The sequence below is a fragment of the Burkholderia anthinoferrum genome (genome assembly GCF_002925705.1).
Taxonomy (GTDB): Bacteria; Pseudomonadota; Gammaproteobacteria; order Burkholderiales; family Burkholderiaceae; genus Burkholderia; species Burkholderia semiarida.
The window spans coordinates 108,109-134,525 of sequence record NZ_LFZP01000051.1 but is presented as its reverse complement, the minus strand read 5'-3'; the positions used below and the strand labels follow the sequence as shown (position 1 = coordinate 134,525).

29 protein-coding genes are annotated in these 26,417 nt (G+C 66.8%); 10 read left to right on the top strand and 19 right to left on the bottom strand.

Going from position 1 to position 26,417, the window contains the following annotated elements; translation table 11 throughout:
- Positions 1 to 152: 152 nt before the first annotated feature.
- Positions 153 to 1,235 (bottom strand): porin, encoded by a 1,083-nt coding sequence (locus C5F75_RS21035; RefSeq protein ID WP_059584854.1) that lies wholly within the window; start codon positions 1,233 to 1,235, stop codon positions 153 to 155.
- A 580-nt stretch (positions 1,236 to 1,815) separates the two neighbouring features.
- On the opposite strand from C5F75_RS21035, the gene C5F75_RS21030 reads away from it, so the two are divergent.
- A complete protein-coding gene (locus C5F75_RS21030) occupies positions 1,816 to 2,187 on the top strand; it encodes a YXWGXW repeat-containing protein (RefSeq protein WP_104012698.1) in 372 nt (123 codons plus the stop codon).
- 219 nt (positions 2,188 to 2,406) lie between these two features.
- On the opposite strand, the gene C5F75_RS21025 is transcribed toward C5F75_RS21030, so the two are convergent.
- A complete protein-coding gene (locus C5F75_RS21025; protein ID WP_060310718.1) occupies positions 2,407 to 2,793 on the bottom strand; it encodes a winged helix-turn-helix transcriptional regulator in 387 nt (128 codons plus the stop codon).
- A gap of 324 nt (positions 2,794 to 3,117) precedes the next feature.
- Here C5F75_RS21025 and C5F75_RS21015 point away from each other — a divergent pair, with 324 nt between their 5' ends.
- Positions 3,118 to 3,594 carry a nuclear transport factor 2 family protein gene (locus C5F75_RS21015; protein WP_104012697.1) on the top strand — a complete coding sequence of 159 codons (477 nt, stop codon included), beginning with the start codon at positions 3,118 to 3,120 and terminating at the stop codon, positions 3,592 to 3,594.
- Positions 3,595 to 3,753: 159 nt separating this feature from the next.
- Here the strand turns inward: C5F75_RS21015 and C5F75_RS21010 are convergent, their stop codons facing one another.
- The 6 genes from C5F75_RS21010 to C5F75_RS20985 form a co-directional block, all read right to left on the bottom strand.
- Positions 3,754 to 5,004 (bottom strand): MFS transporter, encoded by a 1,251-nt coding sequence (locus tag C5F75_RS21010; protein WP_104012696.1) that lies wholly within the window; start codon positions 5,002 to 5,004, stop codon positions 3,754 to 3,756.
- Positions 5,005 to 5,296: 292 nt separating this feature from the next.
- Complete coding sequence (locus C5F75_RS21005) at positions 5,297 to 5,944, bottom strand: glutathione S-transferase family protein (RefSeq protein WP_104012695.1); 648 nt, start codon at positions 5,942 to 5,944, stop codon at positions 5,297 to 5,299.
- 264 nt (positions 5,945 to 6,208) lie between these two features.
- Entirely contained in the window at positions 6,209 to 6,664 is a 456-nt protein-coding gene (locus tag C5F75_RS21000) for a MarR family winged helix-turn-helix transcriptional regulator (protein ID WP_089465637.1), read from the bottom strand.
- Between the two features lie 161 nt (positions 6,665 to 6,825).
- Entirely contained in the window at positions 6,826 to 8,349 is a 1,524-nt protein-coding gene (locus C5F75_RS20995; RefSeq protein WP_104012694.1) for an efflux transporter outer membrane subunit, read from the bottom strand.
- Positions 8,346 to 11,519, bottom strand: coding sequence for an efflux RND transporter permease subunit (locus C5F75_RS20990; protein ID WP_099317923.1), 3,174 nt, complete (start codon positions 11,517 to 11,519; stop codon positions 8,346 to 8,348). The genes C5F75_RS20995 and C5F75_RS20990 overlap by 4 nt, the downstream gene beginning before the upstream one ends.
- A 13-nt stretch (positions 11,520 to 11,532) precedes the next feature.
- A complete protein-coding gene (locus C5F75_RS20985) occupies positions 11,533 to 12,699 on the bottom strand; it encodes an efflux RND transporter periplasmic adaptor subunit (RefSeq protein ID WP_104012693.1) in 1,167 nt (388 codons plus the stop codon).
- A gap of 79 nt (positions 12,700 to 12,778) precedes the next feature.
- Between C5F75_RS20985 and soxR the strand changes: the two genes are divergently transcribed.
- Positions 12,779 to 13,258 (top strand): redox-sensitive transcriptional activator SoxR, encoded by a 480-nt coding sequence (gene soxR / locus C5F75_RS20980; protein ID WP_059639703.1) that lies wholly within the window; start codon positions 12,779 to 12,781, stop codon positions 13,256 to 13,258.
- Between the two features lie 24 nt (positions 13,259 to 13,282).
- Here the strand turns inward: soxR and C5F75_RS20975 are convergent, their stop codons facing one another.
- Entirely contained in the window at positions 13,283 to 14,044 is a 762-nt protein-coding gene (locus C5F75_RS20975) for an SDR family NAD(P)-dependent oxidoreductase (RefSeq protein ID WP_104012692.1), read from the bottom strand.
- 108 nt (positions 14,045 to 14,152) lie between these two features.
- On the opposite strand from C5F75_RS20975, the gene C5F75_RS20970 reads away from it, so the two are divergent.
- Positions 14,153 to 15,064: a LysR family transcriptional regulator gene (locus tag C5F75_RS20970; RefSeq protein WP_104012691.1), complete on the top strand. Its 912-nt coding sequence runs from the start codon at positions 14,153 to 14,155 to the stop codon at positions 15,062 to 15,064.
- Positions 15,065 to 15,088: 24 nt separating this feature from the next.
- Here C5F75_RS20970 and C5F75_RS20965 read toward each other — a convergent pair whose 3' ends face one another.
- Positions 15,089 to 15,742 carry a TetR/AcrR family transcriptional regulator gene (locus tag C5F75_RS20965; RefSeq protein WP_060310710.1) on the bottom strand — a complete coding sequence of 218 codons (654 nt, stop codon included), beginning with the start codon at positions 15,740 to 15,742 and terminating at the stop codon, positions 15,089 to 15,091.
- A gap of 146 nt (positions 15,743 to 15,888) precedes the next feature.
- Between C5F75_RS20965 and C5F75_RS20960 the strand changes: the two genes are divergently transcribed.
- Complete coding sequence (locus tag C5F75_RS20960) at positions 15,889 to 17,181, top strand: NAD(P)/FAD-dependent oxidoreductase (RefSeq protein ID WP_104012690.1); 1,293 nt, start codon at positions 15,889 to 15,891, stop codon at positions 17,179 to 17,181.
- A 44-nt stretch (positions 17,182 to 17,225) separates the two neighbouring features.
- On the top strand, positions 17,226 to 17,615 hold the full coding sequence (locus C5F75_RS20955; RefSeq protein WP_059584841.1) for a DUF3331 domain-containing protein: 390 nt from the start codon (positions 17,226 to 17,228) through the stop codon (positions 17,613 to 17,615).
- Between the two features lie 3 nt (positions 17,616 to 17,618).
- Here the strand turns inward: C5F75_RS20955 and C5F75_RS20950 are convergent, their stop codons facing one another.
- The 7 genes from C5F75_RS20950 to C5F75_RS20910 form a co-directional block, all read right to left on the bottom strand.
- Positions 17,619 to 18,947, bottom strand: coding sequence for a dicarboxylate/amino acid:cation symporter (locus tag C5F75_RS20950; protein WP_104012689.1), 1,329 nt, complete (start codon positions 18,945 to 18,947; stop codon positions 17,619 to 17,621).
- Positions 18,948 to 19,360: 413 nt separating this feature from the next.
- Positions 19,361 to 20,095, bottom strand: a complete 735-nt coding sequence (locus C5F75_RS20935) for an ABC transporter substrate-binding protein (RefSeq protein ID WP_060967484.1) — start codon at positions 20,093 to 20,095, stop codon at positions 19,361 to 19,363.
- Positions 20,096 to 20,362: 267 nt separating this feature from the next.
- A complete protein-coding gene (locus C5F75_RS20930) occupies positions 20,363 to 20,704 on the bottom strand; it encodes a hypothetical protein (protein ID WP_104012688.1) in 342 nt (113 codons plus the stop codon).
- Positions 20,705 to 20,750: 46 nt separating this feature from the next.
- Positions 20,751 to 20,957: a hypothetical protein gene (locus C5F75_RS20925; RefSeq protein WP_104012687.1), complete on the bottom strand. Its 207-nt coding sequence runs from the start codon at positions 20,955 to 20,957 to the stop codon at positions 20,751 to 20,753.
- A 9-nt stretch (positions 20,958 to 20,966) separates the two neighbouring features.
- A complete protein-coding gene (gene rpsU, locus C5F75_RS20920; protein WP_059577430.1) occupies positions 20,967 to 21,179 on the bottom strand; it encodes a 30S ribosomal protein S21 in 213 nt (70 codons plus the stop codon).
- 33 nt (positions 21,180 to 21,212) lie between these two features.
- Entirely contained in the window at positions 21,213 to 21,422 is a 210-nt protein-coding gene (locus tag C5F75_RS20915) for a hypothetical protein (RefSeq protein WP_059577999.1), read from the bottom strand.
- Between the two features lie 48 nt (positions 21,423 to 21,470).
- A complete protein-coding gene (locus C5F75_RS20910; protein ID WP_059578002.1) occupies positions 21,471 to 21,755 on the bottom strand; it encodes a hypothetical protein in 285 nt (94 codons plus the stop codon).
- Positions 21,756 to 21,929: 174 nt separating this feature from the next.
- Between C5F75_RS20910 and C5F75_RS36860 the strand changes: the two genes are divergently transcribed.
- Complete coding sequence (locus C5F75_RS36860; RefSeq protein WP_180278301.1) at positions 21,930 to 22,370, top strand: hypothetical protein; 441 nt, start codon at positions 21,930 to 21,932, stop codon at positions 22,368 to 22,370.
- Positions 22,371 to 22,418: 48 nt separating this feature from the next.
- On the opposite strand, the gene C5F75_RS20905 is transcribed toward C5F75_RS36860, so the two are convergent.
- Both C5F75_RS20905 and C5F75_RS20900 read right to left on the bottom strand, forming a co-directional pair.
- Positions 22,419 to 22,622 (bottom strand): cold-shock protein, encoded by a 204-nt coding sequence (locus C5F75_RS20905; RefSeq protein WP_059637809.1) that lies wholly within the window; start codon positions 22,620 to 22,622, stop codon positions 22,419 to 22,421.
- Between the two features lie 267 nt (positions 22,623 to 22,889).
- Complete coding sequence (locus tag C5F75_RS20900; protein WP_059637806.1) at positions 22,890 to 23,174, bottom strand: hypothetical protein; 285 nt, start codon at positions 23,172 to 23,174, stop codon at positions 22,890 to 22,892.
- A 341-nt stretch (positions 23,175 to 23,515) separates the two neighbouring features.
- Here C5F75_RS20900 and C5F75_RS20895 point away from each other — a divergent pair, with 341 nt between their 5' ends.
- Genes C5F75_RS20895 through C5F75_RS20885 form a run of 3 tightly spaced genes read left to right on the top strand, consistent with a single transcriptional unit; the run spans position 23,516 to position 26,146 of the window.
- Positions 23,516 to 24,478 carry a chromate resistance protein ChrB domain-containing protein gene (locus tag C5F75_RS20895; RefSeq protein WP_099318569.1) on the top strand — a complete coding sequence of 321 codons (963 nt, stop codon included), beginning with the start codon at positions 23,516 to 23,518 and terminating at the stop codon, positions 24,476 to 24,478.
- A gap of 19 nt (positions 24,479 to 24,497) precedes the next feature.
- A complete protein-coding gene (locus C5F75_RS20890; RefSeq protein WP_099318568.1) occupies positions 24,498 to 25,670 on the top strand; it encodes a chromate transporter in 1,173 nt (390 codons plus the stop codon).
- A gap of 14 nt (positions 25,671 to 25,684) precedes the next feature.
- Complete coding sequence (locus tag C5F75_RS20885) at positions 25,685 to 26,146, top strand: chromate resistance protein ChrB domain-containing protein (RefSeq protein WP_099318567.1); 462 nt, start codon at positions 25,685 to 25,687, stop codon at positions 26,144 to 26,146.
- Positions 26,147 to 26,417: the final 271 nt, after the last annotated feature.

The following is a 26,417-nucleotide window of genomic DNA, read 5'->3' as shown; positions in this document are numbered from 1 at the left end:
CACACGGCGCGCAGAACGAAAAAAGCGAGGCCCGTGCCTCGCTTTTTTGCAGCCGGACGATCCGGATCATCGTCATTGCTTTCCACAGACGAAAAAAGGCGCCCGAAGGCGCCTTTTCGATGCTGCGAAGCGGGTTGCCCCGCTCGTCACGCTTAGAAGCGGTGACGCAGACCAACCGTTGCTGCGGTTTGGTTGATCGACGAGCTCGGAGCCGTCGTGTTGTCGCCGTTGTAGATCGACGTGCCAAACGCGTTGTTCTTCGCACCGCGCTGGTACACAGCTTGTGCGTACACGTCCGTGCGCTTCGACAGCGAGTAGTCAGCTTGCAGGCCGAACTGGTTCCAGTGCGAGCTGCCACCGTTAACCTTCGCGTTCGTGTACGTGTATGCTGCGCCGAGGCCGAGAGCCGGCGTCAGGTTGTACTTTGCGTTGACTTCGTAGTTGTCAGCGCGCAGCGACGGAACGCCGACAGCTTGGTTGTCGATACGCGACTGCGTCCATGCAGCGCCGACTTGCGCCGGGCCGAATGCGTAACCAGCAGCAGCACCGTACGTGCGGACACGGCCTTGTGCAGCGATGTTCGTCGCGCCGTTGGCGTTGGTACCGTCGCCGAGGTTCGCTTGCGAGTATGCCGCACCCAGCTTCAGGCCTTGGAACTGGTACGACAGACCGCCGCTGTATGCACGGTTGTTGCCGAAGTTCTGGTTGTTCGAGAACGAGTACGTGCCGCCGAATTGCAGGCCAGCGTAGTTAGCGCTCGTGTACTTGATCGAGTTGTTCAGCGCGACGTCGCCGTTCGTGCTCAGACGGTCGTTGTTCAGCGGGTGAGCGAAGTACGTGCCGCCCCACGAACCCGTTGCCGTCAGCGGCGCCAGGTAGTCTTGCGTTGCGTCGTATTGCTTACCCAGCGTGACCGTGCCGTACTGGCTCGACAGACCGACGAACGCTTGACGGTTGAACATGCCACCGTTGTTGCCCAGACGGCCGTTACCGATGTTGAAGCCGCTTTCCAACGTGAAGATTGCCTTCAGGCCGCCACCGAGGTCTTCCGAACCACGCAGGCCGAAACGGCTCTGGTCGATACCCGAGCCCATCGACCACAGCGACTTGCTGGCGACGTTGCTTTGGTAGGTGATGCCTGCGTCCAGCACGCCGTACAGCGTGACGCTGCTTTGTGCGTGAGCGACGGTAGCGAACGATGCTGCAGCTGCTGCAACGATCAGAGTCTTGTTCATTCGTGGAGCTCCCTTCTAAAAAGAGGCAGGTCTCGCGACCTTGTTCATAAACGGTCTCAACCGCCCGGGAGCGCCATCGGTCCTGCTGGCGGCGCCCGGATAGTTGCCCGTTTGGGAACCGTGAGTTTAGGGGTGTACCCTAGGGGAGCGATCCGCAAATAAAGAAATAACCTTTTCCAGAACTAGAAATAATGAAAGTGGGGAGGCTTCATAAGTATTTGTTTTGACGTTTGTTTTTGACTTCTTGACGCGTGCTTTTTGGAGCCTTTCATCGCACCATTCTTACATGTCAGCGTCTTGACGGTTGCATAGAAACAACAAGCGGATTCGGTTCGGCACTCCAAAATCGGCAATATTTACCCGATTCGATCTCAAATATTGGCCAGCCGGCGCCTCAAACGGCCGCTCCACCCCACAAACCGCAGCGACGCCCATAGCCACGACGAGATCCCGTCAGCCGTCGGAAAGGGAAAGAGTGGCGTTTCGTGACACTCGGTAACAGCCTTGACCGCCCGTGTAACCCTCCGGGTGCACCGGCAGGCTAATGTAAGGCGTCCTCGAATACTGAACAGGAATCGCCATGAATCGACGCTCGCTGCTGCGCGCCATCGGATTGACCGCCGCCTTCGCGGGTACCGGCTGGCTGCGCGCCGCCTCGGCCCAGCCCGCCCCGCCCGCGTACCGTCCATCCGGCCCGAACCGCGTACCGGGCGGCCCACCCCATGCGGATCGCCCGACCTTCGCGCCGCCGGCCGCGCGGCGCGACCGCCGCCCACCGCCGCCACGGCCGCATGGCTATATATGGACGGACGGCTACTGGCGCTGGCAGCGCGGCCGCTATATATGGGTGTCCGGTCGCTGGGTCGCACGGCGCCCCGGGCGCCGCTGGGTGCCCGGCTACTGGCGCCGCCAGGGGCCGGTGTGGGTCTACGTCGACGGTTCGTGGCGGTAAACAGCAGCGCGGCTCCGGCCAATGAAGGTTCCGAGCGGAACGGCGCGCGAGCCGGCGCCGTCCTCGCCACGGAATCATGCGCGATGGCAGCGGGTGCCCGGCAACATATCGCCGGGCTATCCATTTCGACGACATCTCTTGGATCGCGAAGTGATTTCATGGCGATGCAAGTGCATCCGCCACGCTTCACGCGCCCCGCTCGTTCGCCACGTATCACGCTCAACTCACGCCCTCTTCCGACTCGCGCGCACGACGGCGCGACGCGCAGATCGCACGATGGTGTTCGTCGGCCCACCGGATCATCGCGTGCATCGGTGTCAGGAACGAACGCCCGAGGTCGGTCAACGCATATTCGACCCGCGGCGGCACTTCGGCGAACAGCGTGCGGCTGACGAAGCCATCCTGCTCGAGCCGCTTCAGCGTACGCGACAGCATCTGGTTCGACACATCGCCGATCGTACGGCCGAGTTCGTTGAAGCGCATCGTTCCGCCCGACAGCGCCTCGAGCACGAGCAGGCTCCACTGGTCGCCGATGCGGTCCAGCACATCGCGGATCGGGCACGGCTGATCGAGATCGACGGATTCGTCGGCGGACGGCAGCGGCATGACGGAATTCTCTTTCACGGGCGGTACACAGTCATCGCGGCGTGACCTGTTCACACCGCGGTGACTTCTTGTGACGGGTTCGCGGCAACTGTACCATTCGATCGGCCCGACAGCCGCCTGCCCGCCGTCCGGATTCGCCAGTTCAACGAAGCATGACGATATCGCGCACTATCGGCAGCGGCATCTCGTGGTCTTGTCGGCGAATCGTTCATGCCGATACGGGATGCATCGCGCGGCCACGGCTCGATCGCTCGCCGGCGAGCGCGTTCAGCGCCGCCCGAGTCGCGCATCCCTCCATGCATCGTCAGACCAGGAAAACGCTACATGTCATCGTTTCGCTCCCCCGTTCACGCCGTTGCCGCAGTCGTTCTGCTGGCCGCATCGACGGCCGCGCTGGCCACCGGCCCGGCCACGCGCGACCTGGCCGCCGAGGAAGCCAACCGCCAGCTCGTGCTGACGTTCTACGACCGCTTCTTCAACCGGCACGAAGCGGTCGAGGCCGCCGCCGTGGTCGCGGACGACTACAAACAGCACAACCCGCACGTGCCGGACGGCAAGAAGCCGTTCGTGTCGTACTTCGTCGGCGCGTTCCAGAAGAATCCGGCGTCACGCGCACGCATCGTCCGCAGCGCGGCCGACGGGGATCTGGTGTACCTGCACGTGCATGCGACCGAGCGCCCGGGCGATCGCGGCGAAGCGGTGGTCGACATCTTCCGCGTGAAGGACGGCAAGATCGTCGAACATTGGGACGTGATCCAGCCGGTGCCGGAAACGTCGGCGAACCGGAACACGATGTTCTGACGCATCGCGCCGGCGCGTCGCGATGCCGGGGGGCTGGGACGCGGCCCGGACCTCGTCCGCCGCGCCGGTGTCGGGCCGTGCGAAGTTGCGCGACGGCCACGCACGGGACCGCGTTCGGCAGAAGCGGGCCAACGTCGCGCGGCCCACGACAGCCCCCCCCTACGACAACACGGCCGTTCGCGCGCCCGGCCGCGTACGGCCGTACGCCACCATCATCGCGAAGCTGAGCAGGAAACCCGCGCCGCCGATCAGCAGCAATCCGATTTCGCCGAATACCGGCAGCAGATTCGTCAGCGCGCCCGTCACGACCCACGCGACCGCCATCACCGAGCCCGCGACGCCGAGCGCCCAGCCCTGCCGATCGTCGCTGACGGCGTCGGAAAACGCCGTATACATCGTCGTGTACGCAACCATGTCGAAGCAGCCGACGACCATCGCGAGCGTCCACAGCACCGGTTCATTCGGGAATAGCGCGGACAGGATCTGGCCAAGGCCGGCCACGAGCAGGCCCGTCTTCGCGATATCGATCACGCGCCACACGCGCAGCATCAGCCGCACGACGCACAACAGGCCGAACACGAAGCAGATGCCGATCACGCCGCTGAACAACCCGAGCCGCGCGCTCGTGTAACCGAATTTCGCCTGCAACAGCAGCATGACGGTCTGCAGGTAGAGCCCGTAGCCGACCTGCATCAGGAAGAACACCACCGACAGGAATGCGACGTCGCGCTGCCGCGCGGCTTCCCGGATGATCCGCAGCGGCAACAGCGGATCGATGCGCGTATCGCCGCGCGACGCCGCGGAATCGCGATACGACGCCCACGTCCAGCACGCGCAGATTAGTGACAACGCGGCGACCAGCGCGAACGGCGTGCCGTAGTCGAACAGCGGCGAGATCGTCCGGTCGGACGTCACGCCGCCGAGCACCGGGCCGACGATCACGCCCGCGCTGAACGCGAGCGACATGATGCTCATGTTGTACGCCTTCGTCTCGGGCGTGCTGAGATCGGTGATGGCCGCCTGCGCGATGCCCTGGCAGCCGGCCATCAAGCCCGTGAGCCCGCGCCCGGCCAGCAGCAGCGCGACGCCGGCATGCGACGCACCGGCCGCCATCATCGCGTAGCCGGCCGCGAGGCCGAACACGCACAGCAGCAGGATCCGGCGGCGGCCGTAGCGATCGGACAGCTCGCCCATCAGCGACGAGCCGAAGAACATGCACAGCGGATAGATCCCGTAGCCGAGGCCGAGATAGAAATTGCGCACGTGCACGCCGGCGTCGGCCGGCAGGATGCCCGCGTGCGGATCGCTGAAAATGGCGGACATCATCGGATAAACGAGGCCGAACCCCATCGCGTCGAGCGCGATGGCGAGCAAGCAGGGGCCGAGCAACTTGTAGTCGAGCCGGGACATGGCGACCTTCCGGACAGAGTGGATGATCGCGCCAGCGTAAAGACCAGGCGACGGCCGCGGTAGGCCGCCGGACGCGATGCTGATCATCGGCTCGCCCGATACCCGCGATACCGCCCGCGCCGATGGGGCGCCGCCGCAGCCGCGCGGCCGCTACATCGCGCGCATGCATCGCGGCGGGCACCGCACCACACGGCCCTGCCCGCCGCCCGCGTGCGACGGGCTCATCCGTCTGAACCACACGAAGCGCACGCCTTGTTGCGATCATGGCCCAGGCAGCGCCGGCGATGCGACGTCAGTGCGCCGCCTCGGCCGTCGGCACCCGGCATGCGCTCAGGCCGCGCTGAACGGCCGGCCGCGCGGCGATCTCGGCAAGCCAGCGCTCGACGTGAGGAAAGCCGGCAAGGTCGAGATCGAACTCGGCCGCCGTGCGCAGCCACGGGAACGCGGCAATGTCGGCGATCGAATACCGCGACGACGCGAGATACGCCGATTCCGACAAGCGGCCGTTCACGACGCCGTAGAGACGCAGCGCCTCCTTCCGGTAACGGTCGATCGCTTCCGCATTGCCCGTGTTCGAGGCGTGCAGGAACCACCACAGCTGACCGAGCATCGGCCCGATCCCGCCGATCTGGACATGCAGCCATTGCTGGACCGCCGTGCGCTCGGCCAGCGTTTCAGGCTGCAGGCAGCCCGTCTTCTCGGCGAGATAGCCGAGAATCGCGCCGGACTCGAATACGGCCAGCCCCGTGTCGTGGTCGACGATGGCCGGGATCTTGCCGTTCGGATTGATCGCGAGATACGCCGCGCTGCGCTGCTCGCCGGCGGACAGGTTCACCTGCACGCGGTCGTGGGCAAGCCCGGCCTCTTCCAGGTAGATCGCGATCTTGTGCCCGTTCGGCGTGTCGGCCGTATAGAACGTGAGGGAGTGCGTCGAGGTCATGTCGGTCCTTGTCATCGGTTATCATTGCAACTGCAATCGTTGCAATTGCAATCCTATGCCGAAACCGGCGATGCCGGCGACATGCCAGTACTCGAAGGAGGGACATGCAGATGGCGCGGCCTGGTCCGCCCGTGCGGCGCCCGACACCTGCCGCGCCGCGTCAGCCCGCCTCGAACGGCTGACGACGCGGCGGCTCGTGCCGCATGGCCGGCCGGCGGCCGCGCTCGATGGGCGGCACACGGCCGCTCCGTGTGCCGGATACCGTTACTTCACTCCGGCTGCCGCGTCGCGCGCGGCGGCGGACGCGCGATCGAGCGCAACGGCCATCGCCGCCCGCTCCTTGCCGGTGAACTGGTCGAGAAAAAGCTCGGCGACCGTCGACTGGTAGACCTTCCACATCTTTTTGCGCAGCGTCCGCCCCTTGGCGGTGATGCTCGCGAACGCGGCGCGGCCGTCGTCCGCCGAACGCGTGCGCGTGACGAGCCCCTCCTGTTCGAGCCGATCGATGAGCCGCGTCAGGTTGTAGCGCTCGATCGCCAGCACATCGGCCAGTTCGTGCATGCGGCGCGTGCCGTCGGGCCCGCTTTCGAGCCCCCACAGTGCGTCGTACCACGCGTATGCGGGCAGGGACGCCGCCGCGAGGCGACGCTCGATCTCGCGAATCATCGTCCGGTGCGCGCGGACGAACGAGAACCACAGATCGGGTTCGGTTGCGCTCATGTCAGGTCGTTCCTCCCTCTTAATTGCATTTGCAATCAAATTTTATCGCGAGAACGATGATCCTTTCATGCGATTGCCATTGCCGCCTTGCTCGCCGATCGCTGCGCGTTGCTTCGCGCGGAGCGACGCGACGCCACGATCGCCGCGCCGCACTGTTCGCGCTACTTCTCCGACTGAGCAAGCGGGCCTTGTGCGCCCCACCCCGTACCCGACGGCCAGCCGCCCGCGAGCGCCTTGTACAGCGCGACCGTCGATGCCGCGCTGCGCCTCCGCCCGTCGGCCGCCGCGTCCTGCGCCTGCAGCAGCGTCCGTTGCGCATCGAGCACTTCGTAGTAGTCGATCGCGCCCGCCGAGAAGCGCGCCTGCGCAAGTTGCGCGGCGCGCGCGCTGTCGTCGGCCGCGCGCACGAGATGAGCGGTCTCGTCACGCGTGCGCGCGACGCGCAGCAGTGCGTTCTCGGTTTCCTCCAGCGCGCCGAGCACGGTCTGCCGGTACTGCGCAAGCTGGCCGGCGGCCTCCGCGTCGCTCGCGGCGATCCGAGCGCGCACGCGGCCGACGTCGAGGAACGACCAGTCGATGCCGAGCGCGATCAGGTTCGTGTCGCTGCCCGCGCGGAAGAACCCGTAGCTGCTCGTCGCGCTGCCGAGCAGCCCCGACAGCGTGAAGCGCGGAAACAGGTCGGCCGTCGCGACGCCGACGCGCGCGGTCGCCGCATGCAGCCGCGCCTCGGCGGCCGCGACATCGGGGCGGCGGCGCAGCAAGTCGCCCGGCGTGCCCGGATCGATGTCGGCCGCGAGCGCCGGCAGCGGCACCGGTGCGACTGTCTTCGGCGGGTCGAACCGGCCGATCAACGCATCCGGCGTCTGCCCGACCAGCACCGCGAGCCGATGCTCGTCGACGCCGATCGCGGCTTCGTACACGGCGATCCGCGACGTCGTCGATTCGTACTGCGCACGCGCTCGCGCCGCATCGAGTTCGGAGCCGCGTCCCGCGCCGACGCGCGCATTGATCAGCGCAAGCGTCTGCTTCTGGTTGTCGGCGTTCTCGCGCGCGATCCGCAATCGTTCCTGCGAGCCTCGCAGATCGACGTACGTGCTCGCGACCTCTCCCGCGATCGCGACGCGCACCGCGCGCACGTCGGCCGCGCTGGCCGCCGTTTCCGCGCGCTGCGATTCGATCGAGCGCCGCACGCGGCCGAACAGGTCGAGTTCCCACGCGGCATCGACGCCCACGCTCGACGTCGGCGCATCGCGCTGGCTGCGCGGCGCGCCGAACGCCTGGTCCTTGCTCATCAACTGATGGCCGATCCGGCCGCTCGCGGTGATTGTCGGATAGCGGTCGAACGTCGCCTGCGACAGCAGCGCATTCGCCGCGTCGTAGCGCGATACGGCCACCTGCAGATCCTGGTTCGCCGCGAGCGCCGCGTCGATCAACTGCGTCAGCGCCGGATCGCCGAAACCGCGCCAGAACGCGGCATCGGCCGCCGCCGATGCGTCGGGCGGCATATCGGGCCGTGTATCGGACCATGTATCGGCCGGCGCCGCATCGCGCTGCGTCGCCGGATGCGCATCGCGCGCGAACCGCGCGGCCGTGGCCGTATCCGGTCGTTTGAAATCCGGGCCGACCGCGCATGCGGCGAGCGTCACCGACATCGCGAGCGCGGAAAGACGGAAAGCGGCGCTCATCGGTTTTCTCCTTCGAGGGTGCCATGCTGTTCGCTCCAGACGGCCGGCGTGCCGCCCGCGAGCTTGCGGATCGTCACGTAGAACACGGGCGTCAGGAACAGCCCGAACAACGTGACGCCCAGCATCCCCGCGAACACGGTGACGCCGGTGGCCGCCCGCACCTCGCTGCCCGCGCCGCTGCCGATCAGCAGCGGCACCGAGCCCGCGATAAACGCGACCGACGTCATCACGATCGGACGCAACCGCAGCTTGCACGCTTCGAGCGCCGCCTCGACCACACCCTTGCCCTGGATCTCGAGCTCGCGCGCGAATTCGACGATCAGGATCGCGTTCTTGCACGCCAGCCCCATCAGCACGACGAGACCGACCTGCACGAACACGTTGTTGTCGCCGCCGGACAGCCACACGCCGAACAGCGCCGCGCACATGCACACGGGCACGATCAGGATCACCGCGAGCGGCAGCGTCCAGCTCTCGTACAGCGACGCGAGCACCAGGAACACGAGCATCACGGCCAGCGGGAACACGACGATCGCCGCGTTGCTCTGCGTGACCTGCTGGTAGCTGAGGTCGGTCCATTCGAGCGTGATGCCCGGCGGCAGCACGTCCTTCGCGATCTGCTGCAGCTTCGCGATCGCCTGCGACGACGACATCGTCTTCGGGTCGGCATCGCCGATCAGGTCGGCGGCCGGATAGCCGTTGTAGCGCACGACCGGATCGGGGCCGTACGCGGGCCCGACCGTCACCATCGAGCCGATCGGCACCATCTCGCCCTTCGCGTTGCGTGTGCGCAGGTTCGCGATGTCGGCGGCCGTCTGCCGGTGGCCGGCATCCGCCTGCGCCATCACGCGATATACGCGGCCGAACACGTTGAAGTCGTTCACGTACATCGAGCCGAGATACACCTGCAACGTATTGAACAGATCGGTCAGCGCGACGCCCTGCGCCTTCGCCTTCAGCCGGTCGACCTTCACCTCGAGTTGCGGGATGTTCGCCTGGTACGAGCTGACGGGATAGCTCATCCCCGGCGTCTTCGCGACCGCGGCCTGGAACGCGGTGAGCGCCTTCTGCAATTCGCCGTAGCCGAGGCCGCCGCGATCCTCCAGATACAGCGCGTACCCGGAGCCGTTGCCCAGGCCCTGGATCGGCGGCGGCATCAGGGCATACGTAATGCCGCCGCCAATCGCCGCGAAGCGCGCGTTCAGGTCCGCGTTGATCTGCGCGGCGCTGCGGTGACGCTGGTCGAACGGCTTGAGGATCACGTAGGAGTTCGTGATGTTCGGCGTGTTCACGCCCTGCAGCGCATTCAGCCCGGCGAACGCCGGCACCATCTCGACGCCGTCGGTACCGAGCGCGATCTTCGTCATCTGCTCGGTCACCGCGCTGGTGCGCGCGAGCGACGCGCCTTCCGGCAGCTTCGCGCCCGCGAACAGGTACAGCTTGTCCTGCACCGGGATGAAACCGCCCGGTACCGCGTCGAACAGCAGCGCGGTCGCCGCGAGCAGCGCCGCATAAACCGCGAACACCACGCCGCGCCGCTTCAGCGTGCGCGCGACGACGCCGTGATAGCGATCGGCGCTGCGCTCGAAGAAGCGGTTGAACGGATGAAACAACCAGCCGAATGCGCGGTCGAGCGCGCGCGTCAGTGCATCCTTCGGCGCGCCGTGCGGACGCAGCAGCTTCGCGGCGAGCGCGGGCGACAGCGTCAGCGAGTTGATCGCGGAGATCACCGTCGAGATCGCGATCGTCACCGCGAACTGCTTGTAGAACTGGCCGGTGACGCCCGACATGAACGCCATCGGCACGAACACCGCGCACAGCACGAGCGCGATCGCGACGATCGGCCCCGACACCTCGCGCATCGCCTGGTGTGCGGCATCGCGCGGGCTCAACCCTTGCGCGATGTTGCGCTCGACGTTCTCGACCACGACGATCGCATCGTCGACGACGATCCCGATCGCGAGCACGAGCCCGAACAGCGTCAGCGTGTTGATCGAATAGCCGAGCAGATAGAGCCATGCGAACGTGCCGACCACCGATACCGGCACCGCGACGAGCGGAATGATCGACGCGCGCCACGTCTGCAGGAACAGGATCACGACGAGCACGACCAGCACCACGGCCTCGATCAGCGTGTGCTGCACCGCGCGGATCGATTCGCGCACGAACACCGTCGGGTCCCACACCGGGCGGTACGCGACGCCAGGCGGGAAGCGCTTCGACAGCTCGTCGAGCTTCGCATACACGGCCTTCGCGACGTCGAGCGCGTTCGCGCCCGGCGACAGGAAGATGCCGACCACGGCCGAATGCTTGTCGTTGAAATACGAGCGCAGCGTGTAGTCACCCGCGCCGAGCTCGATGCGCGCGACGTCGGACAGCTTCACGACCTGCCCGTCGTCGCCGTTGCGCAGCACGATGTCGCTGAATTCCTGAACCGTGCGCAGGCGGCCGCGCACGTTGATCGACACGAGAAAGTCGTTCTTCTTCGGCGACGGCTCCGCGCCGAGCTGGCCGGCCGACACCTGGACGTTCTGCTCGCGCACGGCCGCGATCACGTCGCTCGCGGTCAGGCCGCGCGATGCGAGCCGGTTCGGGTCGAGCCACAGCCGCATCGCGTAATCGCCCGAGCCGTACACGCCGACGTCGCCGATGCCGGTCAGCCGCGACAGCTCGTCCTTCACGTTCAGCGTCAGGTAGTTGCGCAGGTACAGCGAATCGCGGCTGTTGTCGGGCGAATAGAGGCTCACGTACATCAGCGGCGTGGGCGACTGCTTCTGCGTGGTCACGCCGTACTGGCGGACCTCGTCGGGCAGGCGCGACAGCGCCTGGCTCACGCGGTTCTGCACGCGCACGGCGGCCGTGTCGGGATCGACGCCCTGCAGGAACGTGACGACGACCTGCAGGCTGCCGTCCGACCCGGCGACCGACTTCATGTACATGATGCCTTCGACGCCGTTGATCGCCTCTTCCAGCGGTTCGGCGACCGACTCGGCGATTTCCTTCGGGTTCGCGCCCGGGTACGTCGCACGCACGACGACGCTCGGCGGCACGACTTCGGGATATTCGCCGGCCGGCAGCATCGGGATCGAGATCAGGCCGATCGCGAAAATGACGATCGACAGCACGACCGCGAAAATCGGGCGGTCGATGAAGAAGCGGGAGAAATCCATCGTATCGCTCCCGTCATTGCGCGGCAGGCGCGCCGGCATCGGCGCGCGCGGGCAGCGCCTTCGGCTTCACCTGCGCGCCCGGATAGTAGATGCGCTGCACGCCGTCGACCACCACGCGGTCGCCCGCCTGCAACCCCTTCTCGACGATCCGCTCGCCGTCGAGTTCGCGGCCGATCGTCACGTCGCGGCGCAACGCCTTGTCGCCGGGGCCGATCACGTACACGTACTTGCGGTCCTGGTCGGTCAGCACGGCCTTGTCGTCGACCAGCAATGCATCCTGGTCGCGGCCGCTCACGAGCTGCACGCGCGCATACAGGCCCGGCGTAAACGTATGGTCCGCATTCGGCAGCCGCACGCGGGCGCGGATCGTGCCGGTTTGCGGATCGAGCCGGTTGTCGAGGAAATCGACGGTGCCCGCATGCGGGAAGCCCGTCTCGTTCGCGAGGCCGACGCGCACCGGATCGGCACCGATCGCGCGATGCGCCGGATCGGCACGCCGCGCGTTGTAGCGCAGGTAGCTCTGCTCGTCGCAATCGAAATACACGTAGACCGGATCCTGCGACACGACGGTCGTCAGCAGCGTGTCGTCCGCGCGCGCGAGGTTGCCGACGGTCGCGACCGCGCGGCCGACGCGGCCCGCGATCGGCGCGCGCACTTCGGTGAAGCCGAGATTGAGCTTCGCGTCGGCCACGGCCGCCTCGGCTGCCTGCAGGTCGGCGCGCGCCTGCTCGGCGGTGGCGCGCGCGTTGTCGAGTTCCTCCTGCGACGTCGCATGCGCATCGATCAGCGTCTGCACGCGCTTGAGCTGCACGTTCGCGAGGCTCGCGGCCGCACGCGCGCGCTGCTGCTGCGCATTCGCACGGTCGAGCGCGATCCGGTACGGGCGCGGATCGATCTCGAACAGCAGCGCGCCCTGCGCGACCACGTCGCCCTCCTTGTACGCGACACGCTGCAGATAGCCGCTCACGCGCGGCCGCAACTCGACCGCGTCGACCGCTTCGACGCGTCCGTTGAATTCGTCCGCGAGGCGAACGGTACGCGGCGCGACGGTGGCGACGCCGACTTCGGGCAGCGGCTGGGCCGACGACGTGCCTTTGCCGTCGTGACAGCCCGACAACGCCAGCAACAGGGCGCAGGCCACGCCCAAAGGCGACGTCCTGCGTAGGGAAAAGGAGCGCATGATGCCTCGCGACGGGTTAAACTGCCGCGTAGCATAAAAGTTGAAGTTAACTTCAAGTCAAGCTTTCCCGGAGGGCGTCATGGGTATCCCGGAAACCCCGCAATGGCCGCTGATGTCGATCCGCGAAGTGGCCGCGCGCAGCGGCGTGCCGGCGTCGACGCTGCGTTTCTACGAAATGCGCGGGCTGATCAAGTCGCACCGCAACGGCTCGAGCCATCGCCACTATTCGCGTGCCGTGCTGCGGCTGATCGCGTTCATCGTGTTCGCGCAGAAGATCGGCTATTCGCTCGACGAAATCGCCGAGCAGCTCGTCAGCCTGCCCGAGGACACCGCGCCGACCAACAAGGACTGGCAGCGGCTGTCGCGCGGCTGGAAGCAGCGCGTCGCGAGCCGGATCGAGGAATTGCAGCGGCTCTACATCAATCTCGACGAATGCATCGGCTGCGGCTGCCTGTCGCTGAAACGCTGCAAGCTGACCAACCCGGAAGACCGCGCGGGCCGCAACGGGCCCGGCGCGCGACGCTGGCTCGGCGACAAGCCGCCGACGGATTGCGAATGACGCGCCGATCGTGGATGCCGTGCGTCACCCGACGCGCCAGCCGCCGTTCACCGCGATCGTCGCGCCGGTGACGAACGACGCGCGCGGCCCGGCGAGCCAGGCAACCGCATCGGCGACGTCGTCCGGCTGCCCCGCGCGGCCGGCCGGCGTCTGCGCGCGGATCATCGCCGCGACCGCCGGCGCGACCCCGCCGTCCCCGAAGAAACGCGTGCCGGCGATATAGCCGGGCGCGACCGTATTGACCGTCGCGCCGCGCGGCCCGAGTTCGCGTGCCAGCGCGACGGTGAAGCCTTCGACGCCGGCCTTCGCGGCCGCATAGGCGAGGCCGCCCGGCAACAGGCTGCCGGCGCGCGCCGCGATCGAACCGATATTGACGATTCGCGCGGCGCGATCGGCGAGATGCGGCAGCACGGCCATCGTCGTCAGGAACAGGCTCTTGAGGTTTGCGTCGAGCACGGTATCCCACACGGCCTCGGCCTCGCTCGCTTCGGTATTCGCACTGACGCGGGCGGTCCGCCCCGCGTTGTTGACGAGGACGTCGATACGCGGCCATCTTGCGACGATCGCCGCCACCACCGCCTCCGCATCGCGTCGCACGCTCAGATCGCCGGCCTGCCCGACTGCCGCTCCGCCCAGACGCGCGACAGCCGCCTCCAGCCGCGCCGCATCGCGCCCGACGAGCGCGACGCGATACCCGTCCTGCACCAGCCGGCTCGCGATCGCGAAGCCGATCCCGCTCGACCCGCCCGTGACGATGGCCGTGCGCTGCTGTTCATTGCCCGTCATGATCTGCCCTCCCGAGTATCGACGGTTGACGACAAGGACATTCTGGGCAGCGCAGGGTGATAGGTAAAATACGAATTCGATGATCTACTGATACATGGAAGGTATCGCATGATCGATCTGCGCCAGTTCCGGCAATTCATCGCGGTCGCCGAAACGCTCAGCTTCCGGCGCGCGGCCGAGCGACTGCACATGGCTCAGCCGCCGCTCAGCGCGGCGATCCGCAAGCTCGAGGACGAACTGGGCGTCGCACTGCTCGAGCGCGACAACCGCGGCTCGCGGCTCACGCCGGCCGGCGAAGCGTTCCTGCTCGAAGCGCGGCGCGCGCTCGAACAGGCCGAGCGCGCGGTGGCCGTGGCGCGCCGCGCGGGCGCCGGCCTCGGCGGCACGCTGCGGTTGCGCTTCGTCGACAGCACGGTCAACGCGCTGTTGCCGCTGATCCTGCGCGCGTTCCAGGAGCGCCATCCGGACGTCGATTTCCAGCTCGAGGAAGGTACGACCGCCGAGCAGGTGCTTGCGCTGCGTCAGGACCGCACGGACGTCGGCATCGTCGTGCTGCCGGTGGCCGATGCCGGCGACGTGCATGTCGAGCCGCTGCTGCGCGACCGGATGGTGGCCGCGCTGTCCGACGGCCACCGCCTCGCGCGCCGCCGCCGCATCGCGCTGGCCGAGCTGGCGGATGAACCGTGGGTCATGTTTGCCACGCACCACGGGCCCGGCATGCACGCGCTGATCGTGACGGCGTGCGCGCAGGCGGGCTTCGCGCCGCGCGTGGTCCAGCAGCCGCGCCAGATGCAGACGACAGCCGGGCTCGTCGCGGGCGGCATCGGCGTCGCGCTGATGCCGCGCCTGTTCGTGCCGATGCAGCCGCGAGGCATTACGTTCTGCGAACTGAAGGGCGCGGGCAGCCCGCTCGCGTACGAGCTCGCGATCGCATACCGCGCGCCGTCGCCGCTTGTCGATGCGCTGCGCGAGAGCGCGCGGAACGCGGTGCGCGAGCTGGGGCTGATCGCGGCGACGTGACCGCGCGCATCGCGCGCGCGGCGCTCAGTCGCCGAGAATGTTCAGCGCGACCGCGAGCACGGCCTGCCTGAATTCGTGCTGCCGCGTGGGCAACGACGTGAACTCCAGCATCATGTGGCTGTACGACACCGTCGTACCCACGGCGCTCGCGATCATGAAGAACAGCACGTTCGGGTCGACCGGACGAATCGCGCCGGCCTCGACCGCGTCCGCCAGCAGCGGAAACATCGCGTCGTGGTACGGACGCACGAGCCGCTCCCGCAGCCGGTCGAGCCGCGCGCCCTCCTCGGTCGCCGCCGTCGAGAAGAACATGCCGATATCCGGCTCCGCGAATTCGTGATCGACGCACAGCTCGAGCGCGCGCCGCACGCGCTCGCGATGCGGCAGCGGCGACGTGCGCAACGCACGCAGCGCGTCGAACATCGGTTCGGCCAGCTCGACGATCTGCTCGACGACCGCCAGCCACAACGTTTCCTTCGTGCCGAAGTGATGGGCGATCAGCGCCGCGTCGATGCCCAGCTCGCGCGCGACTTCACGCACGCTCGTCGCGTCGTAGCCGCGCTTCGCGAACGTGCGGCGCGCGGCCCGCAATATCACGTCCGGACCGACGGACGCATCCGCCAGCGGCCGTCCGCGCGTCCGCCGCTTCGACGGCGCGCGCTCAGTGACTTCTGCCACGTTTTTCCTGCTCCTTGAACGATTCGAATGCCCATGTCCGGCCCCCGCTTCGACATGCCGGAATCGGGCCGTCCGCCCCGCTCCGTTGACACGCGGAGCCGGGAAGCGCTAGGATCATACCTTATTCATCACGTGATGATTTATCCATGACAACCCCTACACGCATCGTCATCGTCGGCGGCGGGATCGCCGGGCTGCAGCTCGCGACCCGCCTGGGCGAGCGTCTCGGCCGGTCCAGGCGGGCACGGATCACGCTCGTCGATCGCAGCCCGACGCACATCTGGAAGCCGATGCTGCACACGATCGCGGCCGGCACGCGCGACGTCCAGCAGCAACAGGTGATCTTCCTCGCCCATGCGCGCGACCACGGCTATACGTACCAGCCCGGCGAACTGAAGGGGCTCGATCGCGCGCGCCGCCGCGTGCAGCTCGGCGCGATCCGCTCGCGGGACGGCGACGTGGTGATCGGCGCACGCGAACTCGAATACGACGTGCTGATCCTCGCGCTCGGCAGCCAGGCCAACGATTTCGGCGTACCCGGCGTGCGCGAGCACTGCTACTTCATCGACAGCCAGCAGCAAGCCGAGACCTTCAACGAAGCGTTGCGGATGCGCGTGTTCCGCAGCATCGCGCGCGACGAGCCGTTTCGCGTCGCGATCGTCGGCGCGGGCGCGACGGGCGTGGAACTCGCGGCGGAGCTGAGCCGCTTGCTGGAAGTGGCGCAGGCGTACGGCGACGAGACGGTACGCGAGCGGCTGCAGCTCACGCTGCTCGAAAGCGGCCCGCGCATCCTCAACGCGTTTCCGCCGCGGATTTCCGCGTCGGCCCAGCGGCGGCTCGAACAGATCGGCTTTCGCGTGCTGACATCGACGCGCGTCACGTCGGCCGACGCGAACGGTTTCCACTACGGCGACGGATCGTTCGCCGAAGCCGATCTGATGGTCTGGGCGGCCGGCGTGAAGGCGCCCGATTTCATGCAGGCGCTGGGCGGGCTCGACACGAACCGCGCGAACCAGATCGTCGTCGGCCCCACGCTGCAGGCAACTGGCGACGAGTGCGTGTTCGCGATCGGCGATTGCGGCAGCCTGCTGCCCGACGGCCACGAACGGCCGCTGCCGCCAACCGCGCAGGTCGCGACGCAACAGGCCGAGCACCTCGCGAAGCATCTGCCCGCATGGCTCGACGGCACGCCGATTCCGCCGTTCGCATTCCACGATTTCGGCGCGCTGGTGTCGATCAGCGATTACGACGCATTCGGCACGCTGGGGCAGTTCGGGTTCTTCCGCGGCGGCTTCATCCAGGGGCGCTTCGCGCAGTTCAGCCACCTGATGCTCTACCGGCGGCACCAGCAGGCGCTGCACGGCTTTTCCAAGGCGACCTTGCTGTGGATCGCCGAACGGATCAACGGCTGGGTGCAGCCGCGCATCCGCCTGTCGTGATGCCGCGCGTCGCGGCACCGCGTAACGTTTCGAGGAACAGAGACATGAACAACCGTGCAGCGCCCTGGCTCATGACCGTCGCCGCAATCGGCAGCTTCGACATGCCGTCCGTCTCGTGGGGTGCGCCGCGGCGGCGCAGCGTCACGCGCGACCGGCTGCCGTCGTGGGACGCGACGAGCAAGCCGACCATCGACGTGCTCGAACGGCCCACGGCCGACACCGTGATGATTTCGTGGTGCGACGCGTGCACCGGACACTACGGCTACCAGAAGTGGCGCCTGTTCACGACGCGCAAACGCGGCGTGTGCGCGCTGTCGGGGCGGCCGATCGAGATCGGCGACAGCGTCTATGCGCCGCAACTGCTCGGCTCGACGCCGGGCAACGCCGCCGCGATGGTGCTCGCGGCGTGCATCGACGACGCGCTGGCGGCCTGAGCGTCAGGTCGCCGTGGTCTGACCGGCGCCATAGGCCGGATCGCCGTTCTGCCGTTCGAGTTCGGCATCGAGATGCGCGGCATGCGCGCGTGCTTCGGACTCCGACATCAGCTCGCCCTCCCACTTCGCGACCACCGCGCTCGCGATCGAGTTACCGACCGCATTGGTGGCCGAGCGGCCCATGTCGAGGAACGTGTCGACCCCGAGAATCAGCAGCAGCCCGGCTTCCGGGATGTTGAACTGGTGCAGCGTCGCCGCGATCACGACGAGCGACGCGCGCGGCACACCGGCCATTCCCTTCGACGTGAGCATCAGCACGAGCAGCATCGTGATCTGCGTGCCGAGCGACAGATGGACGTTGTACGCCTGCGCGATGAACAGCGACGCGAACGTGCAGTACATCATCGAGCCGTCGAGGTTGAACGAATAACCCATCGGCATCACGAAGCTCGAGATCTTGCGCTTCACGCCGAAGCGGTCGAGCGCATCGAGGATCTTCGGATACGCGGCTTCGGAGCTCGCCGTCGCGAACGACAGCATGAACGCTTCCTTGATCAGCACCAGCAGCTTGAACACGCGCGGGCCGAGAAACAGCAACCCGGCGCAGACGAGCAATGCCCAGAGCAGGAACAGGCTCAGATAGAAATCGCCCATGAACACCGCGAACTTCAGCAGCACCGACAGCCCGTTCACCGCGACGGTCGCGGCCATCGCGGCCAATACGGCGAGCGGCGCGAGCTTCATCACGTAGCCGGTGATTTTCAGCATCACGTGCGACAGTTGATCGATCGCGGCCACGAGGATCTTGCCGCGTTCGCCGAGCGCGGCGAGCGCCACGCCGAAGAACATCGAGAACACGACGATCTGCAGGATTTCGTTGTTCGCCATCGCCTCGGCGATCGACTTCGGCACCATGTGGCCGACGAAATCCTTCAACGTGAACTTGGAGGTCGCGAGGTTCGCCGATGCGCCGATGTCCGGCAGCGGCAGGCCGAGGTTGTCGCCGGGCCGCAGCAGGTTCGCCATCAGCAGCCCGAGCAGCAGCGAGACCAGCGACGCGGTGATGAACCAGCCGAACGCTTTCGCGAACACGCGCCCGACCGAGGCCGCGTCGCCCATGTGCGCGATGCCGACGACCAGCGTCGAGAACACCAGCGGCCCGATCACCATCTTGATCAGCCGCAGGAACACGTCGGAGACGAGCGAGATGTAGCCGGCGATTTCGGTCGCGGCCTTTTTGTCGGGAAAGCTCGTGAAGACCATGTAGCCGATTGCGATGCCTGCCAGCATCGCGATCAGGATCCAGACGGCTGCAGCATTCTTTTTTCGCATCGAGAGCCTCCCATGCACCGGTTTCGCAATCGGGGATGGAAGGACGATACAGGACCAGAATGACGATGAACAGTGCAACCGGGTCCGGGTTTGCGCTAGCGCGGGGACGAGGCCGATCGGGCTCGGCGATTGCGCCGGTGGCGCTTCGTGCCCGAAGCCGGCGCGATCCGCAACGGGTTGGTGCGGAGCAGCACATTGCCCCATTCGGCGGTCGCGGGGTCGCGACGTCCGGCGCCGCTTCGCCATTTGCGCGTGTCCTGTGCCCGGCGATGCTGCGTTGCCGCGATTCCGTACGCGTCATGCGCGCGAGGACCGAGCCGGCGCGTGCTGAAATCGCATGCCCGAGCCGCGAGCCGGACGGCCTCGGCGGTCAACGGGTGGGCGCGTTCGGCATGTCGCTGCGCGGCTGTCGATCAGCCAGCCGGCGCGACCGATGCGCCCGTGATGCCGTGCCGGCGCAGCGAATCGGCGACGAAGCCCGACGCCTTCATCTCCTCGACGAACGCGTTCAGCACCGCGGCCGCCGCGTCACCGCGGCTCTTCGGCACGCCCATCGCCTGCCGGATCACCATGAAGCGCTCGTCGAGCAGGCGCAGGCCCGGCGTTTTCGCGGCGTCGGCTTCGAGCTGCTGCTTCACGCCGGCCGCCACTTCCAGCTTTTGCTCGACGAACGTCGACACGACCGCTTGCGACGTCGGCGCGCGCACGATCCGCGCGGCTTTCAGTTCGCGGGTGAGGAACAGGTCGTATGCGCTCCCGTTGCCGACGGCCACGCGGTTGTGCGGCTGGTCGACGTCCGCATGGGTGCGGATCGGCGACGCGTCGGGCACGAGATAGAAACCTTCGATCAGCACGTACGGTGCGGTGAACGCAACGGTTTCGCCGCGCAGCGGATCGATCGCGAAGAAGCCGAAATCGGCGCGCTCGTCGGTCAGCGCCTGCACCGATTTGCCGGCGGCGTCGAACACCACGAGTTCCAGATCGGCCGACAGGCGCTCGGCGAATGCACGGGCGAGGTCGATCGAGACGCCGAACGGTTCGCCCGTTGCCGGGTCGCGGTTCGCGAGGATCGGGTTGCCGAGGTTGATCGATGCGCGGAGCTTGCCGGTGGGGGTGAAGGCGGAGACGACAGCAGGAGCGATGGGCATGAGCAGACTCGCGGGAGGCTTGGGGTCGGTCGGGTGACGGGTGCGCGACAGCGCGTCGATGCCGAGCTTATCATCGGGACGCCCGATGTAGCACGCCGCGGGCGTGGCCGCGTCGAAACGCCGAGCCGGCACGCGACTTTTTTAATCGGTCGCGCCCCGATATGTCGGCACGAACGCGAACCGCGTTCGCATGTCACTGACGCATCGACCCCTGCCTGTCGGTCGCCGTTGCCGGATTGCATGTCGTCCCGTCAACGGGGATCAAGGTCAGACATGCTCGCGAAGGTAACGGATGCACGCCATGCGGAGGCCCGCCCGATCCGTCGAGGCGTCCGGAGAAGCGGGCGCCGGCGCCGGTTCGGCATGCGCGAGCGATTGCGCGAGTGCGGCGCTGTCGGCCGGGCCGGCCGATTTCGCGATCTGAAGCGAAGCGTGGCCTATCCAGACGCGATCGCGCCACTCGCATTTCGCACGATGGATGACCAGCCACGCCTGCAGCGATTCGGCGAGTTGGAACGGCGAAAGCCACGCGCGCGTCTGCCTGCGGGTGACGAGTTGCATGACAACGAGGAAGTAGAGCAGATCGACGTACTGGGTCCGGCCGCGCATGGTCCTTTTTGGGGTTGTCGGTGCTGGCGAGTGCGCCGGTGTCGGATTACTGCCGAACGGCGAGCGCCTTCTCGATCGCGGCAATCAGCTTGAACGCATCGCTTCGCCCGATCAGAAGCCCGCGGCTGGTGTACTCGCACCCGAATGCGTAGAAGCTCGGCAGCAGTGTCACCATGTCGTTCTGCTGATCGAAGTCGACTTCGCATTTCGTCAGCGGGAAGAACGGAGGCGCCTCGGCCGGCATGTCGTACACGATGTCCTCCTAGTACATTTTTCGGGGCGGCAACATGCGCTTGGCCCGCAGGCGCTGCCTGGCAACGGCGCTGGCCTTCTTGCGCTTGCGCTCCGTCGTGGGCTTCTCGTAGCCGGTGCGGGCGCGCAATTCGCGAATCAGCCCGGTTTTCTCGATGCCGCGCCGGAATCGCCGCAGCGCGACATCGATCGGTTCGTTGAGCTTCAGCGTAATTGTCGTCATGTAGATCCTGTCGGGAAAGGCTGGAACGGAAAGCTAGCCGAGCCGCGTCATGACGGCGCTGGCTATCTCGTCGGATTCGAATTCCGAATATCCTGCTCCGATCGAGAGCGCACGTACCGCCATGAACATGTGCAGCTCGGGTTGGTGGCACATCGCTGAATCGGCGATTCTGGCGGGAACGACGGTGTCGATCCGGGTGACTTCATGCCGTTCGATCAAGCCGAGCAGTTCGTCGATGATCATTTCGTCCTCCAAAATACCGAAAAATTGCGTTGTGCCGACGAGCGCGCGTCAGCGCGCGCTGGAAAAGAAGCCCTGTTTGTCCCGATTGTCGTCGATGATGTTCTCGGCAAAGCGCACCGACGCACGACGTGCGTCGCCGGCATTGTCGAATGGGGAGATGTCGTGCAATCGGAAGGTCTGGCTCTGCGTCAGCGTATCGGTGGTGCCGCGCAGGCAAATCTTGACGGCCGCGTCGAACCCGGCGTCGTAGTTGTGCGGGCAGCCATGCGGCGCGGCCACGTGAGGGTAAATCAGCGGATAAATCTCGAATCCACGATAGACGTGCATGCTCATGACGAACTCCTGGCGTTCGGCCACGGCGAGTCGCATGGGCGAACACGTTCGGCCAGTATTCCCATTGCAGGGCGGGCCGGTGGGTGAAGGGGACAACGTTGCAGCGCGAAGGAGGGGCGATGCAGCAAGCGGGTGGGTGGAGGGGCGAACGTCGGAGGGCGGCCGATCGTTCGGATGAGCCCATCATACGCGCATCCTTCGTCGAACGTCCAACTTATTCCGGGTTGGCGCACGCACTTCGTCGAGGACGTCGCCCGGTTTCAGGCGGGTTATTGCGGAGCAGGCGGGCGTTTCTTCGCGCGCGATTTCGTGACCGCAGGCGGTTTGGGCGGCACCCAGTTCAATGCGGTGCCCAGCTTCGGCAAAGTGATGGCCTGGCTGGCACGCGCAGGCGCCTTGTTGCGGCGAGGCTGGTTTCGGGTCATGCGGGTTCTCCTGCTGCACCGCTTGCGCGGTTCGGTGAGCATGACGTGCGCCGCTTGCGCGCGTGCGGTCGGCCGTGCGGCGCGAGTGAGGGCCGGTGTCGGCATACGCACCGGCCGACGGCCGGATGCGAAGCGGGTGGCCGTGCCCGCGCCGAGTCGCGTTACCTGCGACGGAGGGCGCGGCACGTGAAGCGGCAGCGATGTGCCGCTTCACGAACAGGGGCTGACGGTTCAGCGATTACAGCGGGGTGATGTTCGACGCCTGCAGGCCTTTGGGGCCCGTCTTCGTTTCGAAGCTGACCTTCTGGCCTTCCGCGAGGGTCTTGAAGCCATCGCCGCGGATCTCCGAGAAGTGGGCGAACAGATCGTCGCTGCCGTTGTCGGGGGTGATGAAGCCGAAGCCCTTGCTGTCGTTGAACCACTTGACGGTACCGGTATCCATGTTGGATCTCCTGAAAATGAACGAGCGCATACGCCTCGTATGGACGAGGAAAAGGAATCAAGGAGGGAGAGGACAACGAATACCGCAGGCTGCGGTCGATGATGAGCAGCAATCGCGCTTCTTGAATACTTCCGCGGCCGACAGTACGCGTCGGCACGAAGCGTGTCAAGCGCTATCGGCAGGGGCGGAACGCGTGACGCCTGGGTCGCGATCGGTCCCTTGCCGGCACGCCTGTCGCCCGTGCGATACCCCGTCCCGGCGACGACGTCAGAGGGTCGTCAGCAAATGCAACTGACGTTCGGTCTCGTTTCCCGCGACCAACGAAAAGAACCCGGTCTCGCGACGCTCGACTATCGTGAGCCCCTCGCTGTCGGAGAAGACGTTCCAGGCGATGCCGTCGACATGTGCGATCGCTCCGCGCGTTCGCGCGAATGCCAGCAAGAGCCGACTCGCCTGGCGGCGGAGCACCTGACGATCCGAATTCAGCACATAAGGGGGGCAGCCCGCACGCAGGACGAGATAGTGAGGAATGACGCTGGGATCAATTTTCATGGGGCGGTTTCATGTGCGGGCCTGCGTTTGCCGTTCAGTTGCAGTCTGCGCGGTGTCGGGGAAAAGCGTTCGATCGCTCGACGGCAGCCTGCCGTCGCGTGCTTTCAGTTTATGCGCAGAACCGCCCGATTCGCAGGATATCGTCACGATGTGCCGCGGCGTCGACCGCATATCGGGCCCGCATCGGGTTGCGCGGCTGGCGACGAGGCGGCCCGGGCGCGTTTGACGGTCGTTGTTTTTGCCTTCCTGTTCCACGCGTCGAGCATGGCTGCCTGCCGTCGAAATGGTGTAGCGATATCTACCGAATTGCAGTGTTCGTGACGGCCACTTATGCTGCCGTCATGAATGCCGTCCCGACTTCCTGGCTCCTGTTGATCGTCAGTCTGCCGACCTCCGGCGCGACTGCCCGCATGCGCATCTGGCGTACCGTCAAGGCGCTCGGCTGTGGTGCACTGCGGGACGGCGCCTATCTGTTGCCTGCGCATGCCGAGCAGGCGGCGCAACTGCGTGAGCTCGCCGACGAGGCGCGCAACGGCGAAGGGCAGGCGTGGTTGCTGGATGTCCGGGCGGACGATCCTGCCGACGAAGACGCGTACCAGTCGCTGTTCGATCGCGCGGGCGATTACGCAGGCTGGCTCGCCGAGCTTTCGGCGGCCCGCAGCACGCTGCCCGATCTGGCGGTCGCCGAGCTCAACCGCCTGCAACGCCGCCATGCTCGCAACTACGAGGCGATTCGAAGCATCGATTTCTTTCCCGGCGAAACTTCGCTGCGCGCGCAGGCGCAATGGCGGGATTTCACCGCCGCGGTCGAAGCGTTGCGCTCGCCCGGCGAGCCGCATGCCGCGCAGCGCGGCATTCCGCGTCGCGACCGTGCGCAGTATCAGGGCAGGTTGTGGGCGACGCGCCGTCACCTGTGGGTCGATCGCGTCGCCAGCGCGTGGCTGATTCAGCGTTTCATCGATCCGCATGCACGCTTCGTGTGGCTGGACAATCTCGCCGATTGCCCGGCCGACGCGCTCGGCTTCGACTTCGACGGCGCGCCGTTCACGCATGTGGGCGATCGCGTGTCGTTCGAGGTGCTGGTCGCCAGCTTCGGGCTGGGCGACAACGACGGACTCGCCCGGCTGGGCGCCATGGTGCATGCGCTGGATGTGGGCGGCGCCACCGTGCCGGAAGCCGGCGGATTCGAGGCCATTCTCGCCGGCGCCCGAAAGCGCGTCGCCGACGATGACGCATTGCTGACGGAGATCGGCACCGTACTCGATTCGTTGTACGTGCATTTCCGCGGCAACCGCCAACCCTGACCATGCTGCTCGCGCCAACATGAATACACACCGGGACCGCCCGGCCTATACGCTGTGGCAAATGATCGGGTACTTCGCGCGGCTCGGCGCGACGGGGTTCGGCGGGCCGGTCGCGCTCGCGGGCTACATGCATCGGGATCTCGTGGATACGCGCCGATGGATCGCGGACGCGGACTACAAGGAAGGCCTGGCGCTCGCGCAACTCGCCCCCGGCCCGCTCGCCGCGCAACTGGCGATCTATCTCGGCTACGTGCATTACCGCATCGTCGGCGCCACGATGGTCGGGATCGCGTTCGTGCTGCCGTCGTTTGTGATGGTGGTGCTGCTCGGCTACGCGTACACGCGATTCGGCGGCCTGACGTGGATGCAGTCGGTGTTCTACGGCGTTGGCGCGGCGGTGATCGGCATCATCGCGATCAGCGCGCGCAAGCTGACCGCGAAAAGCATCGGCCGCGACACGCTGCTGTGGGCGATCTATCTCGCGCTGGTGGCCGTGACCGTGATCACCGAATCGGAAGTGGCGTGGCTGTTTCTCGCGGCGGGCGTGCTCGTCTGGCTCACGCGTGCGCCGCCCCGGTGGTTACGCCAGCGGCGCGTCGATGCGGTCGTGGCGTGGCCCGTTTCCGCCACGGGCGCATGGCTCGGTATCGTCGACTGGCCGCAGCTCGTGCAACTGGCCGCCTTCTTCGCGAAGGCCGGCGCGTTCGTGTTCGGCTCGGGGCTCGCGATCGTGCCGTTCCTTTATGGGGGCGTGGTCACCGAGCACCATTGGCTCAGCGAGAAGCAGTTTGTCGACGCCGTGGCGGTCGCGATGATCACGCCGGGCCCGGTCGTCATCACGGTCGGCTTCATCGGCTATCTGGTGGCGGGGTTGCCCGGCGCGTGCGTGGCGGCGGCCGGTACGTTCCTGCCGTGCTATCTGTTCACGGTGTTGCCGGCCCCGTACTTCAAGAAATACGGCAGGCTGCCGGCGATCCTGGCGTTCGTCGACGGCGTGACGGCCGCGGCCGTCGGCGCGATCACGGGGTCGGTGATCGTGCTGGCCCGACGCTCGATCGTCGACGTGCCGACCGCATTGGTGGCGCTCGCGACGATCGTGCTGCTGGTCAGGTTCAAGAAGCTGTCGGAGCCGATGGTCGTCGGCGGAGCCGCCGTGATGGGCCTGATCGTGTATCCGCTGTTGCATCACTGATCGTGGAGGCCGCCATGCAATGGATTACTCGCCAACGTCCGAAAATCGACCGGGTAGCGTGTCCTTGGCTCATTGCCCGTTTTATCGACGAGACGCCCGAATTTCTCTATGTTGCGCCGGGCGACGTGCTGCGCATCGCCGGCGAGAGCGGCGCGATCCCGTACGACATTCCCGGCGTTGAATTGACGCACGTCGGCGAGCAATGCAGCTTCGACGCGTTTCTCGGCAAGTACGGCCTGACCGACGATCAGGCGTTGCGGCACATGGCCCGCATCATCCGCGGCGCGGATACGTCGCGGCTCGACCTGACGCCGCAGTCGAGCGGGCTTCATGCGATTTCGCTCGGACTGTCGGACATGTTTCCCGACGATCACGCGATGCTGGAACACGGTCTCGTCATGTACGACGCGCTGTATGCGTGGTGCAGGCATTGTCAGGCCGAAGGCCATGCGTGGCCGCCGAAGCTGGCGGAGTGACGCGGCGGGGAACGGGGATTCGTCGAGCCCTCGGGCGTGGGCGCCGGCTCGCTCGCGCGATGGATGAAAAAAAGCCCGCGGCTGCCGCGGGCTTTACATCAACAATTGCCTTTCTTGGCCTGTCCCGGCGGACAGAATCCATTCCCCGGCCCGCCTTGCGGCGCGACCACGACCGGTGCGCCAGGAACATAGGCGACGCACCCGCCGAGCGCGCCCACCATGCTCGCCGCTGCGAGCAACGCGATCATCCCTTTTTTCACTTCGTTCTCCC

Bases quoted from the DNA above. Each gene is read 5' to 3' on its own strand.
- C5F75_RS21035 (WP_059584854.1), bottom strand. From the start codon at position 1,235: ATGAACAAGACTCTGATCGTTGCAGCAGCTGCAGCATCGTTCGCTACC.
- C5F75_RS21030 (WP_104012698.1), top strand. From the start codon at position 1,816: ATGAATCGACGCTCGCTGCTGCGCGCCATCGGATTGACCGCCGCCTTC.
- C5F75_RS21025 (WP_060310718.1), bottom strand. From the start codon at position 2,793: ATGCCGCTGCCGTCCGCCGACGAATCCGTCGATCTCGATCAGCCGTGC.
- C5F75_RS21015 (WP_104012697.1), top strand. From the start codon at position 3,118: ATGTCATCGTTTCGCTCCCCCGTTCACGCCGTTGCCGCAGTCGTTCTG.
- C5F75_RS21010 (WP_104012696.1), bottom strand. From the start codon at position 5,004: ATGTCCCGGCTCGACTACAAGTTGCTCGGCCCCTGCTTGCTCGCCATC.
- C5F75_RS21005 (WP_104012695.1), bottom strand. From the start codon at position 5,944: ATGACCTCGACGCACTCCCTCACGTTCTATACGGCCGACACGCCGAAC.
- C5F75_RS21000 (WP_089465637.1), bottom strand. From the start codon at position 6,664: ATGAGCGCAACCGAACCCGATCTGTGGTTCTCGTTCGTCCGCGCGCAC.
- C5F75_RS20995 (WP_104012694.1), bottom strand. From the start codon at position 8,349: ATGAGCGCCGCTTTCCGTCTTTCCGCGCTCGCGATGTCGGTGACGCTC.
- C5F75_RS20990 (WP_099317923.1), bottom strand. From the start codon at position 11,519: ATGGATTTCTCCCGCTTCTTCATCGACCGCCCGATTTTCGCGGTCGTG.
- C5F75_RS20985 (WP_104012693.1), bottom strand. From the start codon at position 12,699: ATGCGCTCCTTTTCCCTACGCAGGACGTCGCCTTTGGGCGTGGCCTGC.
- soxR (WP_059639703.1), top strand. From the start codon at position 12,779: ATGGGTATCCCGGAAACCCCGCAATGGCCGCTGATGTCGATCCGCGAA.
- C5F75_RS20975 (WP_104012692.1), bottom strand. From the start codon at position 14,044: ATGACGGGCAATGAACAGCAGCGCACGGCCATCGTCACGGGCGGGTCG.
- C5F75_RS20970 (WP_104012691.1), top strand. From the start codon at position 14,153: ATGATCGATCTGCGCCAGTTCCGGCAATTCATCGCGGTCGCCGAAACG.
- C5F75_RS20960 (WP_104012690.1), top strand. From the start codon at position 15,889: ATGACAACCCCTACACGCATCGTCATCGTCGGCGGCGGGATCGCCGGG.
- C5F75_RS20955 (WP_059584841.1), top strand. From the start codon at position 17,226: ATGAACAACCGTGCAGCGCCCTGGCTCATGACCGTCGCCGCAATCGGC.
- C5F75_RS20950 (WP_104012689.1), bottom strand. From the start codon at position 18,947: ATGCGAAAAAAGAATGCTGCAGCCGTCTGGATCCTGATCGCGATGCTG.
- C5F75_RS20935 (WP_060967484.1), bottom strand. From the start codon at position 20,095: ATGCCCATCGCTCCTGCTGTCGTCTCCGCCTTCACCCCCACCGGCAAG.
- C5F75_RS20930 (WP_104012688.1), bottom strand. From the start codon at position 20,704: ATGCGCGGCCGGACCCAGTACGTCGATCTGCTCTACTTCCTCGTTGTC.
- rpsU (WP_059577430.1), bottom strand. From the start codon at position 21,179: ATGACGACAATTACGCTGAAGCTCAACGAACCGATCGATGTCGCGCTG.
- C5F75_RS20915 (WP_059577999.1), bottom strand. From the start codon at position 21,422: ATGATCATCGACGAACTGCTCGGCTTGATCGAACGGCATGAAGTCACC.
- C5F75_RS20910 (WP_059578002.1), bottom strand. From the start codon at position 21,755: ATGAGCATGCACGTCTATCGTGGATTCGAGATTTATCCGCTGATTTAC.
- C5F75_RS36860 (WP_180278301.1), top strand. From the start codon at position 21,930: ATGAGCCCATCATACGCGCATCCTTCGTCGAACGTCCAACTTATTCCG.
- C5F75_RS20905 (WP_059637809.1), bottom strand. From the start codon at position 22,622: ATGGATACCGGTACCGTCAAGTGGTTCAACGACAGCAAGGGCTTCGGC.
- C5F75_RS20900 (WP_059637806.1), bottom strand. From the start codon at position 23,174: ATGAAAATTGATCCCAGCGTCATTCCTCACTATCTCGTCCTGCGTGCG.
- C5F75_RS20895 (WP_099318569.1), top strand. From the start codon at position 23,516: ATGAATGCCGTCCCGACTTCCTGGCTCCTGTTGATCGTCAGTCTGCCG.
- C5F75_RS20890 (WP_099318568.1), top strand. From the start codon at position 24,498: ATGAATACACACCGGGACCGCCCGGCCTATACGCTGTGGCAAATGATC.
- C5F75_RS20885 (WP_099318567.1), top strand. From the start codon at position 25,685: ATGCAATGGATTACTCGCCAACGTCCGAAAATCGACCGGGTAGCGTGT.